The following is a 13,824-nucleotide window of genomic DNA, read 5'->3' on the forward strand; positions in this document are numbered from 1 at the left end:
AAATGCCGCCGGGGTTTCCCCAGGCGGCATGATTAACAGTGAAAACGGTTAGTCGTTGATACGCGGATGCTGCTGCACCAGACGCGACCGTTTTGCCTGCAGATCGGCGATCTCTTGATCGATATCTTCGATTTTTTGCTCGATGTTATCGTAGTGCTCGCCAAGGATTTCTTTCGCTTCCTGAATATCCGACGCCGCCGGGGTCGCCCCTTTCAGCGGACGGTTAGCCGTCTCTTTCATCGACAGGCCCGTCGCCATACCCACCACCGCGATAACCATCAGGTAGTACGCCGGCATCATCAGGTTTTGGGTGGTCTCCACCAGCCACGCCGCCAGGGTTGGCGTCAGACCGGCAATCAGCACCGAGATGTTAAAGGCGCTGGCCAGGGCGCTGAAGCGGATGTGCGTCGGGAACATCGCCGGCAGCGAGGAGGCCATCACCCCGATAAAGCAGTTCAGCACCACCGCCAGCAGCAGCAGGCCGGCGAAGATCAGGCTAGTCACGTTGCTGTTGATCATAATGAAGGCCGGGATCGACAGGGCAAACAGCGCCACGCTACCAATCAGGATAAACGGGCGACGGCCGAAACGGTCGCTGAGCATACCGATAACCGGCTGTACAAACAGCATCCCGACCATGATAGCGATGATGATCAGCACCCCATGATCTTCCGAGTAGTGCAGGTTATGCGACAGATAGCTCGGCATGTAGGTCAGCAGCATGTAGTAAGTCACGTTGGTGGAAATCACCAGACCGATACAGGTCAGCAGGCTACGCCAGTGCTTGGTGGCAATCTCTTTAAAAGAGACCTTCGGCCCGTCCTGCAGTCCTTCACGGTCGCCCTGCTCCATGGTGTCAACATGCTGCTGGAACGCCGGCGTCTCTTCCAGCGCATGGCGCAGGTAAAGACCAATGATACCTAACGGTAGCGCCAGGAAGAACGGGATACGCCAACCCCAGTCGAGAAAGTTCTGTTCACCCACCACGCTGGAGATGAGAACCACCACGCCGGCCCCCATCACAAACCCGGCGATGGAGCCAAAGTCCAGCCAGCTGCCCATAAAGCCGCGCTTGCGGTCAGGAGAGTATTCCGCGACGAAGATCGACGCCCCGGTATATTCACCGCCGACCGAGAAGCCTTGCGCCATTTTACACAGCAGCAGCAGGATCGGCGCCCAGATACCTATCGTGGCATACGACGGAATAAGGCCGATACAGAAAGTACTTATCGACATGATCACGATAGTTATCGCGAGAATTTTTTGCCGACCATATTTATCGCCCAGCATCCCGAAGAACAGGCCGCCTAACGGACGAATTAAAAATGGTACGGAGAAGGTACCCAGCGCGGCAATCATCTGCACGCTTGGGTTGGCATCGGGGAAGAAGACTTTACCTAAGGCGTAGGCCACAAAGCCATAGACGCCGAAATCGAACCACTCCATCGCGTTGCCCAGGGAGGCCGCGGTGATCGCCTTTTTCAGTTTACCATCATCGATGATGGTCACATCCTTAAGGGTGATGGGCTTTATTTTTTTCCTTTTAAGCATATTTTTCCTCTGCTACTCCGCCTTGAGTGCACGCCTCTTCGCCGAATGGCAAGGCCATTCGCATCGTGCGTCAGGAGCGGTGAATTGCTGTGCTCCTCATTTCAAGCGTAGCAGGTTTGCCTGCACTGTCTGCTGACAGAATGTACAACCGAACCTGTTGACGCCTGCTCTGGCTACTGGTGAATAAATGGAGCGGCTCATCGTGATGCTTGATGAAATTGACCTGCTCCCCTTTTTTACCCTAACAGTGTTTATATCTGCGATCAACTTCACAGAAATTTACCACCTCATTACAGAGTGTCGGAAAATAAATAAGTTCATTTCCTGCCGATCGCGCGGAAATTATTTCGTCGATTTTGCTCCACTTCGGGCGGTTAATTTCAGCGTTTATTCGCTTCTTTCCGGAATAACACCGCGGCTATTTTTTAGCAAAAAAAACACCCGACAAAAGTAGGTGATTGCGCTATAATCATATCCACTTTCGGCTATCAGCCGCTGTTTAAAGGACCAACGTCCTGTTTTTCGACGACATCATGAGGAGCGTCATGCAACTGCCACACTGCCCAAAATGCGATTCGACTTACACTTATGAAGATAGCGGCATGTACATCTGCCCGGAATGTGCCCATGAGTGGAACCCTGCCGAGGCGACGGAAGAGAGCGACATTCTGATCGTTAAAGATGCCAATGGCAATTTACTGGCCGATGGCGACAGCGTTACCGTCGTGAAAGATCTGAAGGTTAAAGGCAGCTCTTCGATGCTGAAAATCGGCACCAAAGTGAAAAATATCCGTCTGGTCGAAGGCGATCACAATATTGACTGCAAAATTGACGGTTTTGGTCCGATGAAGCTCAAATCGGAATTTGTGAAAAAGAACTGATTTAATTTCGGGTAGGCGGCGCGATTATTTTTTCACATAACCGTCGCCGCTCCCGATATCCTGGTGGCCGTTTGTCTCCCGGCGCATCCTGTTATTTCCCTCGCCGGCAACCGCTATTTACGCTGTCGCCTGCCGTCATATTTCAGCGCCCCTTTTCGCCCTGCCGTCTGGCCCAATCGTCTGCCGGGCGACTACGCTTTACGGGTTACGGTCACTGAGGTATTCACCATGTCCTTAAGTCCCTACCTTGCCTTTGCGGGCAACTGCGCCGAGGCGATCGCCTTCTACCAGCAGACGCTGGGCGCAGAGCTGATGTTTAAAATGACCTTTGGCGAAATGCCGCCCCCGGCGCAGGAAGCGTCAGACGGCTGCCCGTCTGGCCAGAAGATGGCGGATGATGCTATCGCCCACGCCAGCCTGCGCATCAATAATGGCGAGCTGATGCTGAGCGACAGCGCCTTCGGGCCCGATGTGCATTACGCCGGCTTCACCCTCGTCCTCGATCCCAGCGATGTCGCTGAAGGCCAGCGCTGGTTCGACGCGCTGGCTGTCGGCGGGCGCATTGAGATGGCCTGGCAGGAAACCTTCTGGGCCCACGGCTTCGGCAAAGTCGTCGACCGCTTTGGCGTCCCCTGGATGATCAACGTGGTCAAACAAGGCTGACGCCCCCAGGGCGGCCCGGCCGCCCTGTCATCCGCCTGGCATCAACTCTTCATCCTTTAGTCATCGTCACTTAACCGAAATGCAACATAAACCGGTCAGGATCGGCCCACAACGCGAGGAAGCTCCTCGCCTATGCTGTGTGAGGCTTGATGACCATGCACCTGTCCAGACATCCGACCAGTTACCCCACGCGCTATCAGGAAATCGCCGCCCGACTTGAGCAGGAGCTGCGCCACCACTATCGCTGCGGCGACTATCTGCCCGCCGAGCAGCAGCTGGCGACGCGCTTCGACGTTAACCGCCACACCCTGCGCCGGGCTATCGACCAGCTGGTTGAGCGCGGCTGGGTTCAGCGCCGTCAGGGCGTGGGTGTGCTGGTGCTGATGCGCCCCATCGACTACCCGCTTAACGCCCAGGCGCGCTTCAGCCAAAACCTGCTGGAACAAGGCAGCGATCCCACCAGCGAAAAGCTGCTGTCGGTGCTGCGCCCCGCCAGCGCCCATGTCGCCGAGGCCTTTGGCATCAATGAGGGCGAGAACGTGATCCACCTGCGTACCCTGCGCCGGGTCAATGGCGTCGCCCTGTGCCTGATTGACCACTACTTCGCTGACCTGCGCTTCTGGCCGGTGCTACAGACCTTCAGCCACGGCTCGCTGCACGATCTGCTACGCGATCGGCTCGACGTCGAACTGACCCGCGTACGCACCAAAATTAGCGCCCGCCGCGCGCAGGCAAAAGAGAGCAAGCTGCTGGAAATCCCCAATATGGCGCCGCTGCTCTGCGTCCGCACGCTCAATAGCCGCGAGGGCGAGTCGCTCACGGCGGAGTACTCCGTCAGCCTGACCCGCGCCGACATGATTGAATTTACCATGGAGCACTGAATGCACTTCGATACCGCCACCCGCCAGCGCTGGATGTCCGTGCTGGCCCACAGTGAACCGCAGGACCTTCTGGCGCGCATGCAGTCCCTGCAGCTGGCGCCGGAATATGAATTGATTCGCACCCCGGAGACCGGGCTGGTACAGCTCCAGGCCCGCATGGGCGGTATCGGCGACCGCTTCTTTGCCGGCGACGCCACCCTTACCCGCGCAGCGGTACGCCTGGCTGACGGTACCCTCGGTTACAGCTGGATCTTAGGCCGCGACCGCCCGCACGCTGAACGCTGCGCGGCGATCGACGCCCTGCTGCAGTCGCCCCGCCATTTTCACACCTTAATGGAAACCCTGATAACCCCGCTGGAAGCGCTACGCAGCGCGCGCATTGAAGCCCGACGCGCCGAAGTCAACGCCAGCCGGGTCGACTTCTTTACCCTGGTTCGCGGAGATAACGTATGACCTTACAACCCGCTTTTACCCTGGCTGTGCAGGATGCCCAACACAGTTTTCGTCGCCTGCTGAAAGCGATGAGCGAGCCGGGGGTGATTGTCTCCCTGCAGCAGCTTCAGCACGGCTGGCAGCCATTGAACGTGGCCTCCACCAGCCTGCTGTTGACCCTTGCCGATCATGAAACACCGGTCTGGCTCGCCAGCACTCTGCGTAACGATCTGGTGGGACAGAATCTGCGCTTTCATACCGGCGCGCCGCTGGTGGACCAGCCGCAGCAGGCGGTCTTTGCCGTCGCCAATGACGGTATCAGCGCCGAGCAGCTCAACGTCCTTTCCGCTGGCACCGTCACCGCGCCGGAAACCGGCGTCACACTGATCGTTCAGCTTGCCAGCCTCAGCGGCGGACGCATGCTGCGCCTGACCGGGGCAGGCATTGCCGAAGAGCGAATGATCGCGCCGCAGCTGCCGGACTGCATCATCGACGAATTAACCGAACGCCCGCATCCGTTCCCGCTGGGTATCGACCTGATCCTCACCTGCGGCGAGCGCCTGCTGGCGATCCCGCGCACCACCCACGTGGAGGTGTGCTAAATGTACGTTGCCGTCAAGGGCGGCGAGAAGGCGATCCGCGCCGCTCACGCCTTACAGGAACAGAAACGACGGGGCGATGGACGGCTTCCCGAACTGAGCGTCGAACAGATAGGCGACCAGCTCAGCCTGGCGGTGGACCGGGTGATGACCGAGGGCGGGATCGCCGACCGCGAACTGGCGGCGCTGGCGCTGAAGCAGGCCAGCGGCGATAACGTCGAAGCGATCTTCCTGCTGCGCGCCTACCGCACCACCCTGCCGCGGCTGGCGGTCAGCGAACCGATTAATACCGCGGAGATGCGCCTCGAACGCCGCATCTCCGCAGTGTATAAAGATATCCCCGGCGGCCAGCTGCTGGGCCCCACTTACGACTACACCCACCGCCTGCTCGATTTTACCCTGCTGGCCAATGGCGAAGCGCCGTCTGTGCAGCAAGCCGATGGCGAAGCAGAGCCGACGCCGCACGTCTTTAGCCTGCTCACGCAGCAGGGGCTGGCGAAGACCGAGGAAGATCGCGGCACGCCGCCCGACGATATCACCCGCACCCCGCCGGTCTACCCCTGCTCGCGTTCCTCGCGCCTGCAGCAGCTGATGCGCGGCGATGAAGGCTACCTGCTGGCGCTGGCCTATTCGACCCAGCGCGGCTATGGCCGCAACCATCCGTTTGCCGGCGAGATCCGCAGCGGCTACGTGCAGGTGGAAATCGTCCCGGAAGAGCTGGGCTTTAGCGTCAATATTGGCGAGCTGCTGCTGACCGAGTGCGAGATGGTTAATGGCTTCGTCGCCCCGCAGGAGGAGCCGCCGCACTTCACCCGCGGCTACGGCCTGACCTTCGGCATGAGCGAGCGCAAAGCGATGGCCATGGCGCTGGTCGACCGTGCGCTGCAGGCGCCGGACTATGACGAAGAGATTGCCGGCCCGGCGCAGGATGAAGAGTTTGTGCTGGCTCACGCCGATAACGTCGAAGCGGCCGGCTTCGTCTCGCATCTGAAGCTACCGCACTATGTCGATTTCCAGGCCGAACTGGCGCTGCTGAAACGCCTGCAACGGGAGAACGAACGTGGCTAACCCACTGACTGGCTATAACTTTGCTTACCTCGACGAGCAAACCAAGCGCATGATCCGCCGGGCTATTCTCAAAGCGGTAGCGATTCCCGGCTACCAGGTGCCGTTCGGCGGGCGCGAAATGCCAATGCCCTACGGCTGGGGCACCGGCGGCATCCAGCTGACCGCCAGCGTCATCGGTGAGAACGACGTGCTGAAGGTGATTGACCAGGGCGCGGATGACACCACCAACGCGGTGTCGATTCGTCAGTTCTTTAAGCGCGTCACCGGCGTCGCCACCACCGAGCGTACCGAAGACGCCACCCTGATCCAGACCCGCCACCGGATCCCGGAGACGCCGCTGGTGGAGGATCAGATCCTGATCTACCAGGTGCCGATCCCGGAGCCATTGCGCTTTATCGAGCCGCGTGAAACCGAAACCCGCACCATGCACGCCCTGGAAGAGTACGGCGTCATGCAGGTGAAACTGTATGAAGATATCGCCCGCTTCGGCCATATCGCCACCACCTACGCCTATCCGGTGAAGGTCAATGGCCGCTACGTGATGGACCCTTCGCCGATCCCGAAATTCGATAACCCGAAAATGCACATGATGCCGGCGCTGCAGCTGTTCGGCGCCGGGCGCGAAAAGCGGATCTACGCCGTGCCGCCCTATACCCCGGTGGAGAGTCTCGATTTCGACGACCATCCCTTTACCGTGCAGGAGTGGGATGAGCCCTGCGCCATCTGCGGCTCGCGCCACAGCTACCTCGACGAAGTGGTGCTGGATGACAGCGGCCAGCGGATGTTTGTCTGCTCCGATACCGACTATTGCCGCCAGCAGAGCGAGGGGCAGAAAAAATGAACCAGCCATTACTTGCTGTGAATAACCTGACCCATCTCTACGCCCCGGATAAAGGTTTTCGCGATGTCTCCTTCGAGCTGTGGCCGGGAGAAGTGCTCGGCATCGTCGGCGAGTCCGGCTCCGGTAAAACCACCCTGCTGAAGGCAATCTCCGCCCGCCTGACGCCGCAGCAGGGCGAGGTGCTGTACCAGCAGCGCTCGCTGTACGCCATGAGCGAAGCCGAACGCCGACGCCTGTTGCGCACCGAATGGGGCGTAGTGCATCAGCACCCGATGGACGGTCTGCGTCGCCAGGTCTCCGCCGGGGGCAACATCGGCGAACGGCTAATGGCCACCGGCGCCCGCCACTACGGCAACATTCGCGCCACCGCCGAAAAGTGGCTGCAGGAGGTGGAGATCCCGCCCTCGCGCATCGACGACCTGCCCACCACCTTCTCCGGCGGCATGCAGCAGCGTCTGCAGATCGCCCGCAATCTGGTCACCCAGCCGAAGCTGGTGTTTATGGATGAACCCACCGGCGGGCTGGATGTGTCCGTGCAGGCGCGGCTGCTAGACCTGCTGCGCGGCCTGGCGGTGGAGCTGAATCTGGCGGTGGTGATTGTTACCCACGATCTCGGCGTCGCTCGCCTGCTGGCGAACCGTCTGCTGGTGATGAAGCAGGGCCAGGTGGTGGAGAGTGGCTTAACCGACCGGGTGCTCGACGATCCGCACCATCCTTACACCCAGCTGCTGGTGTCGTCGGTGTTGCAGAATTAATGCTGTTTTGCCGGGTGGCGGCTGCGCCTTACCCGGCCCACAGGTGCGTTATTCGTAGGCCGGGTAAGCGAAGCGCCACCCGGCAACTCAACCCCGTGAGAGCTAACATGATCCGCGTTGAAAACGTCCATAAAACCTTTGTTCTGCACCAGCAGCACGGCGTGCGTCTGCCGGTGCTGGCCGACGCCTCGCTGACCGTTAACGCCGGGGAGTGCGTGGTGCTCCACGGTCACTCCGGCAGCGGCAAATCGACCCTGCTGCGTTCGCTGTACGCCAATTATCTGCCGGACAGCGGCCATATCCATATCCGCCACGGCGACGAATGGGTGGACCTGGTCACCGCCACCCCACGCAAGGTGCTGGAAGTGCGCAAAACCACCATCGGCTGGGTCAGCCAGTTTCTACGGGTGATCCCGCGCATTTCGGCGCTGGAGGTGGTGATGCAGCCGCTGCTCGATCTTGGGACGCCGCGCGAAGCGAGCGCCGCCAAAGCCGCCCAGCTCCTGACCCGCCTCAACGTTCCGGAACGCCTGTGGCACCTTGCGCCGTCCACCTTTTCCGGCGGCGAGCAGCAGCGGGTCAACATCGCCCGCGGTTTTGCGGTCGACTATCCGATCCTGCTCCTTGATGAACCCACCGCCTCACTGGATAGCAAAAACAGTGCTGCCGTGGTCAACCTGATCCACGATGCCAAAGCGCGCGGCGCGGCCATCGTGGGGATTTTCCATGACGAAGGGGTACGCCGTCAGGTCGCCGACCGACTGCACTCTATGGGAATGACAGCATGATTATCAATAACGTAAAACTGGTTCTCGACGACGAGGTGGTCCACGGTTCGCTGGAAGTCCATGACGGTCGCATCCTCGCCTTCGCCGAAAGCCAGAGCCGGCTGCCGCAGGCGCTGGATGGGGAAGGCGGCTGGCTGCTGCCGGGCCTTATCGAGCTGCATACCGATAACCTCGACAAGTTCTTTACCCCGCGGCCGAAGGTAGACTGGCCGGCCCACTCGGCGATGAGCAGCCATGACGCCATGATGGTCGCCAGCGGCATCACCACCGTGCTGGACGCCGTGGCGATTGGCGACGTGCGCGATGGCGGCGATCGTCTTGAGAATCTGGAGAAGATGGTCAATGCCGTGGAGGAGACGCAAAAGCGCGGTCTCAACCGCGCCGAACACCGCCTGCACCTGCGCTGCGAGCTGCCGCATCACACCACGCTGCCGCTGTTTGAAAAGCTGATCGATCGCGAGTCGGTGAGCATGGTCTCTCTGATGGACCACTCGCCGGGCCAGCGTCAGTACGCCGATCGCAGCAAGTACCGCGATTATTATCAGGGCAAATATCATCTGACGCATGACGAAATGGACCGTTTTGAAGCCGAGCAGATGGCTCTGGCCGCCACCTGGTCGCAGCCCAATCGCCAGACCATCGCCGCCATGTGCCGCGCCCGCCGTATCGCCCTCGCCAGCCACGACGACGCCACCGAGGCGCATGTGGCCGAATCCCACCAGCTAGGGAGCGTGATCGCCGAGTTTCCCACCACGCTGGCCGCGGCGCAGGCTTCACGTCAGCACGGGATGCACGTCCTGATGGGGGCGCCGAATATCGTGCGCGGCGGTTCCCACTCCGGCAACGTCGCCGCCCACCAGCTGGCGAGCCACGGTTTGCTGGACATCCTCTCATCTGACTATTACCCCGCCAGCCTGCTGGATGCCGCTTTCCGTATCGCCGACGCCGAGGACAATGCCTTCACCCTGCCACAGGCGATCCGTCTGGTCAGTCAGCATCCGGCGCAGGCGCTGGGCCTTGACGATCGCGGCGTCATCGCCGAGGGGAAACGCGCCGACCTGGTGCTGGCGCACCGTCGCGGCGAACATATCCAGATCGACCATGTCTGGCGCCAGGGAAAGAGGGTCTTTTAATGCCAGGAAAACTGATTTGGCTGGTGGGCCCCTCCGGCTCCGGTAAAGATAGCCTGCTGGCGGCGCTGCGCCAGCGCGAGCACCCGCAGCTGCTGGTGGCCCATCGTTACATAACCCGCCCGTTTAACGCGGGCAGCGAGAATCATATCGCCCTCAGCGAACATGAGTTTTTTACCCGCGCCGAGCAGCATCTTTTTGCTCTCAGCTGGCACGCCAACAATACTTACTATGGCATTGGCGTGGAGATCGACCTCTGGCTGCACGCCGGCTTTGACGTGGTGGCCAACGGCTCCCGCGCCCACCTGGCGCTGGCCCGGGAACGTTACGGCGAGGTGCTGGTGCCGATCTGTCTCGCCGTCTCGCCGCCGGTGCTGCGCCAGCGGCTGGAGCAGCGCGGCCGGGAAAACACGCTGGAAATCGCCCAGCGTCTGGAACGCGCCGCGCGCTATAAGCCGGACAACTGCCTGACATTGAATAACGACGGCAGTCTCCGACAATCGGTCGATGAATTTTTCCGCCTGCTGCGCAGCCACGCGGCGCGCGAAGCGGATCAACTGGTATAAACAAAAGGTGACACGATGAGCCTGACCCTCCGCTTAACCGGCACCGGCGGCGCTCAGCTGGTGCCGGTCTTCGGCTGCGACTGCGCGGCCTGCCGCCGCGCCCGCCGCGAGGAAAATCACCGCCGCCGCCCCTGTAGCGGAGTGGTCACGTTCAACAGCGCCGTGACGCTGCTCGATGCCGGACGACCGGATCTGATGGAGCATCATCCCGCCGGCAGCTTTCAACAGGTGCTGCTGACCCACTACCATCTGGATCATGTGCAGGGGCTGTTTCCGCTGCGCTGGGGAGTCGGCGCGTCGATTCCGGTCTATGGCCCGCCGGATGACGCCGGCTGCGACGATCTGCTCAAACACCCCGGTCTGCTTGACTTTAGCCATACCGTCACGCCGTTTGTGATGTTTAACCTGCAGGGGCTGCGGGTGACGCCCCTACCCCTTAATCACTCGAAGCTGACCTTTGGTTATCTGCTGGAGTCGGCCCACAGCCGGCTGGCCTGGCTCTCGGATACCGCCGGGCTGCCGGACAAAACGCTGAAGTTTTTGCTCAATAACCGCCCGCAGGCGATGATCATCGACTGCAGTCATGAGCCGCGCGCGCAGACCCCGCGTAACCATAACGATCTAAACACCGTCCGCAGCCTTAACCAGGTCATTGGCTGTCCGCGGGTGATCCTCACCCATATCAGCCACCAGTTTGACGTCTGGATGATGGATAACCCGCTGCCGACAGGTTTCGAAGCGGGCTATGACGGGATGGAAATAGCGCTGGATTAAGCGCTGGCCGCCGCGGGGCGATCAGTAGCTATCATCCAGACGACGCTGGTCGCTTTCTAACTGACGACGATCGCGGTCGAGCTGACGCTGGCGTTCATCCAGCTGGCGGCGGCGCTCGTCCAGCTGGCGTTGCCGCTCGTCATACTGGCGCTGACTGTCACGGCTCTGCTGACGGCTCCCCTGATAGCGCCCGTCATCATACCGGCCATCGTCATCGTATCTGTCGTCGTCATCGGAGCGACTGCTGCCCGGGTTATAGGCGTCGTTAATGGCTTGCTGAATATTGCCGATCGCGTCATCGATAATATCGGCGCGAGCGGCCAGGCTGGTCAGCGACAGAGTGCAAAAGAGCAGTGCGGTTGCGTAACGTTTCATCGGGGCCAATCTCATCAGAGTCCTGCCGCTACCTTAATCATCCGCATGAAACCCGGGTAGCGGAGGAATCTCAAATCCTCGCGTACGCCGCGCTCAGCGCCTGCGCCAGCTGGGCGCGGGTAAACGGCTTACGCAGCCACTCAACCTCCGGCAGGGCCGGGTTCTGCGCTGGACGCAAATCCTGGCCGCTGATCAGTAGCACCGGCAGCGCCGGAAAGCGGCGTCGGGCGGTATGGATCACATCGGCGCCGCTCAGGGCGCCGGGCAGCATCAGATCGCTAATCAGCAGGGCAATATCCGGCGAGGCCTCCAGCAGCTGCAGCGCCTCTTCACCGCTGGCGGTTTCCAGCGTCAGCCAGCCCAGCTGATGCAGCTGTTCACATAGCGTCTGGCGGACATCCTCTTCATCTTCCAGCACCAGCGCCAGCCGCTCGCCCGCCGGGGACGGCTCGTCCACCGCTGGCGCCACCTCCTTCTCAACCTCGGTCAACGCTCGCGGCAGCTGCAGCCGCACCGTCGTCCCCTGCCCCGGCGCGCTCTCCAGCGCCACCCGGCCGCCAGACTGGCGCACAAAGCCATACACCATCGACAGCCCCAGGCCGCTGCCGCTGCCGGTGGCTTTGGTGGTGAAGAAAGGTTCAAACACCCGGGCTTTCACCGCCTGCGACATCCCGCTGCCATGATCGATCACCTCCAGGGCCACCATATCCTGCCGCTGGCCGCTGCTGCGGGTGACCCGCTGATTCCAGGTGCGTATTTTGATGACCCCGTCGCGCCCCGCCATGGCGTCGCGGGCGTTCATCACCAGATTGATCAGGGCGTTTTCCAGCTGGCCAACGTCTATCCATGCCGGCCACGCCGGCGACTGCGCCTCAATCTCCAGGCTTAAGGTCGCCGGCAGGGAGTGACGCATCAGCTCGCTGAGGTTCTCCAGTAGCGGCGCCATCGCCACCGCCTGGGGATGCAGCGCCTGCTTGCGCGAAAAGGCCAGCAGCCGCTGGGTCAGAAGCGCCCCACGCTCCGCCGCCTTCAGCGCCCTGGAGAGGCGCGGCGCATCGCGCGCATCCGGCTCCACCAGCTCAAGGCTGCCGATAATCACCGCCAGCAGGTTGTTAAAGTCATGCGCCAGACCTCCGGTCAGCTGGCCGACGGCCTTCATCTTCTGACTATGCAGCAGCGCCTCCTCCAGCTCCTGGCGCTTAATCCGATCGATCTCCATCTGGTTGGTCTTCTCTTTCAGCAGCCGGGTGGTGTGCTCCAGCGACGCCATATTGCGGGCGAAAACGTTAAAGGCCCGCGCCAGCTCCCCCAGCTCGTCGCGCCGCTGCAGGGCCGGCACCGAGACGTTCGGCTCTCCCTGAGCCAGCCGCGACATCGCCCGCGAGATGGCGGTCAGGTTCGAGCCGAGATTACGGTATATGTACCACCCGGCGCAGCCGGTGATCGCCAGCGCCAGCAGTGCGGAAAGCAGAATAAACATACTGATGGAGCGCAGCTCCCGATGGCTCTGCGCCGCCCGCTGCTCTGAGGCTTCCGCCACCCGGGTCACGTACTGATTGATATCTTCGTTAAGCAACGCGACCAGCGCTTTGATGTGATACATGTACCAGCTGATCGTCAGGTCGCTCTCCTCCAGCTGGGCCGACAGCGGGGCCAGCGTCGCCAGCTCGCGGGTCACATCAGGGAGGACAAACGCCAGCGCGGGATCGGCGCTGCGTGTCGGCAGGGCGCCGCGCAGCTGGTCGAGTTGCAGGACGATCGACCGCGGCGTGACGGTATGGATCGCAGCCACGATCAGCCGGTCCATCTCGGCCAGCCGGCGCGGATCGATCGCCTTATCCCCGCCGCGATCGTTAAGATCGGCGAGATGGCGCAGGTTACTCTGATTCTGGTAAAGCGAACTCAGCAGCGCATTGCGCTGCAGATGGCGGCGCTGGCCGCGCTCCAGCATCTCCGCCACGCTCTGCTGCAGCGCGTTGCTGCGGCGAATAATATTGGCCACCCGCGCCTGCTCCTGCTGCGCCAGCGGGGCCGCCGCCAGCTGGGCCAGCGAGTGCTTCAGCGCCTGCTGCGTCGCCAGCAGCCGTTCCGCTTCGCTTTTGTACTCCAGCGCCCCCACCACCTGCGACAGGCGCACCGCCGCCGTGGCGACATTCGCCGTGTCCCGCGCCAGATCCATACTGCCGCGCATGTCGTTGAGAGTCTGGCGCTGCACCTGCTCCTGCAGCTGGCTGGCGTGGTGAAAGCCGAACACCGCCACGCCGCTGACCAACAGGGTGACCACGCCCATCAGCAGATTAAAGGAGAGCAGGCGGCCACGGGCGCTGGTGAAAAACGGGTGTCGGCGAGCGGTCATAACAACTCCGGTGAAGGATCGGTCGGCAGATAAGCGTGACGGTGCAGAAAATGACGCCGCGTAACTGTGATCGCGGTTAACTATTTATCACTATGACAAATATGAATGGATTCTGACATTCTGCATTTATTTTCCGGTGGTGGACTGCAGCTATTGTTCTTACA

The 13,824-nt window shown here is 61.4% G+C and carries 15 protein-coding genes and 1 pseudogene; 13 read left to right on the forward strand and 3 right to left on the reverse strand.

Annotated features, from left to right (window positions below; translation table 11 throughout):
- Positions 1 to 48: 48 nt before the first annotated feature.
- Positions 49 to 1,551, reverse strand: a complete 1,503-nt coding sequence (gene proP / locus KB890_RS12390; RefSeq protein ID WP_002885227.1) for a glycine betaine/L-proline transporter ProP — start codon at positions 1,549 to 1,551, stop codon at positions 49 to 51.
- A 187-nt stretch (positions 1,552 to 1,738) separates the two neighbouring features.
- On the opposite strand from proP, the pseudogene KB890_RS27740 reads away from it, so the two are divergent.
- The 13 genes and pseudogenes from KB890_RS27740 (at position 1,739) to phnP (ending at position 10,929) form a co-directional block, all read left to right on the forward strand.
- Positions 1,739 to 2,009: pseudogene (locus KB890_RS27740) on the forward strand (hypothetical protein).
- Positions 2,010 to 2,096: 87 nt separating this feature from the next.
- Complete coding sequence (locus tag KB890_RS12395) at positions 2,097 to 2,432, forward strand: zinc ribbon domain-containing protein YjdM (protein WP_004177783.1); 336 nt, start codon at positions 2,097 to 2,099, stop codon at positions 2,430 to 2,432.
- 228 nt (positions 2,433 to 2,660) lie between these two features.
- Positions 2,661 to 3,095, forward strand: a complete 435-nt coding sequence (yjdN, locus tag KB890_RS12400) for a VOC family metalloprotein YjdN (RefSeq protein WP_002885221.1) — start codon at positions 2,661 to 2,663, stop codon at positions 3,093 to 3,095.
- A 155-nt stretch (positions 3,096 to 3,250) separates the two neighbouring features.
- Positions 3,251 to 3,976, forward strand: coding sequence for a phosphonate metabolism transcriptional regulator PhnF (gene phnF, locus KB890_RS12405; protein WP_004177785.1), 726 nt, complete (start codon positions 3,251 to 3,253; stop codon positions 3,974 to 3,976).
- Positions 3,977 to 4,429 carry a phosphonate C-P lyase system protein PhnG gene (phnG, locus tag KB890_RS12410; RefSeq protein WP_002885214.1) on the forward strand — a complete coding sequence of 151 codons (453 nt, stop codon included), beginning with the start codon at positions 3,977 to 3,979 and terminating at the stop codon, positions 4,427 to 4,429.
- Positions 4,426 to 5,010 carry a phosphonate C-P lyase system protein PhnH gene (gene phnH, locus KB890_RS12415; protein WP_020324977.1) on the forward strand — a complete coding sequence of 195 codons (585 nt, stop codon included), beginning with the start codon at positions 4,426 to 4,428 and terminating at the stop codon, positions 5,008 to 5,010. Before phnG ends, phnH begins: the two co-directional genes overlap by 4 nt.
- On the forward strand, positions 5,011 to 6,075 hold the full coding sequence (locus tag KB890_RS12420; protein ID WP_004177786.1) for a carbon-phosphorus lyase complex subunit: 1,065 nt from the start codon (positions 5,011 to 5,013) through the stop codon (positions 6,073 to 6,075).
- On the forward strand, positions 6,068 to 6,916 hold the full coding sequence (locus KB890_RS12425; RefSeq protein ID WP_002885202.1) for an alpha-D-ribose 1-methylphosphonate 5-phosphate C-P-lyase PhnJ: 849 nt from the start codon (positions 6,068 to 6,070) through the stop codon (positions 6,914 to 6,916). The genes KB890_RS12420 and KB890_RS12425 overlap by 8 nt, the downstream gene beginning before the upstream one ends.
- Complete coding sequence (gene phnK, locus KB890_RS12430) at positions 6,913 to 7,671, forward strand: phosphonate C-P lyase system protein PhnK (protein WP_004178305.1); 759 nt, start codon at positions 6,913 to 6,915, stop codon at positions 7,669 to 7,671. Before KB890_RS12425 ends, phnK begins: the two co-directional genes overlap by 4 nt.
- 107 nt (positions 7,672 to 7,778) lie before the next feature.
- The gene (gene phnL, locus KB890_RS12435) at positions 7,779 to 8,459 is read left to right on the forward strand and encodes a phosphonate C-P lyase system protein PhnL (RefSeq protein ID WP_020324981.1); all 681 of its coding nucleotides are present in this window, start codon (positions 7,779 to 7,781) and stop codon (positions 8,457 to 8,459) included.
- A complete protein-coding gene (gene phnM / locus KB890_RS12440) occupies positions 8,456 to 9,592 on the forward strand; it encodes an alpha-D-ribose 1-methylphosphonate 5-triphosphate diphosphatase (RefSeq protein ID WP_004151726.1) in 1,137 nt (378 codons plus the stop codon). Before phnL ends, phnM begins: the two co-directional genes overlap by 4 nt.
- The gene (gene phnN, locus KB890_RS12445; protein WP_004178304.1) at positions 9,592 to 10,155 is read left to right on the forward strand and encodes a ribose 1,5-bisphosphokinase; all 564 of its coding nucleotides are present in this window, start codon (positions 9,592 to 9,594) and stop codon (positions 10,153 to 10,155) included. The genes phnM and phnN overlap by 1 nt, the downstream gene beginning before the upstream one ends.
- A 15-nt stretch (positions 10,156 to 10,170) precedes the next feature.
- On the forward strand, positions 10,171 to 10,929 hold the full coding sequence (gene phnP / locus KB890_RS12450) for a phosphonate metabolism protein PhnP (RefSeq protein WP_004178303.1): 759 nt from the start codon (positions 10,171 to 10,173) through the stop codon (positions 10,927 to 10,929).
- A gap of 21 nt (positions 10,930 to 10,950) precedes the next feature.
- Here the strand turns inward: phnP and yjdP are convergent, their stop codons facing one another.
- Both yjdP and KB890_RS12460 read right to left on the reverse strand, forming a co-directional pair.
- Positions 10,951 to 11,304, reverse strand: a complete 354-nt coding sequence (yjdP, locus tag KB890_RS12455; RefSeq protein ID WP_004151729.1) for a DDRRRQL repeat protein YjdP — start codon at positions 11,302 to 11,304, stop codon at positions 10,951 to 10,953.
- A gap of 70 nt (positions 11,305 to 11,374) precedes the next feature.
- Positions 11,375 to 13,660: an ATP-binding protein gene (locus KB890_RS12460; RefSeq protein ID WP_004178301.1), complete on the reverse strand. Its 2,286-nt coding sequence runs from the start codon at positions 13,658 to 13,660 to the stop codon at positions 11,375 to 11,377.
- Between the last annotated feature and the right edge of the window lie 164 nt (positions 13,661 to 13,824).

Source organism: Klebsiella sp. P1954 (assembly GCF_018199955.1).
Lineage (GTDB): Bacteria > Pseudomonadota > Gammaproteobacteria > Enterobacterales > Enterobacteriaceae > Klebsiella > Klebsiella pneumoniae.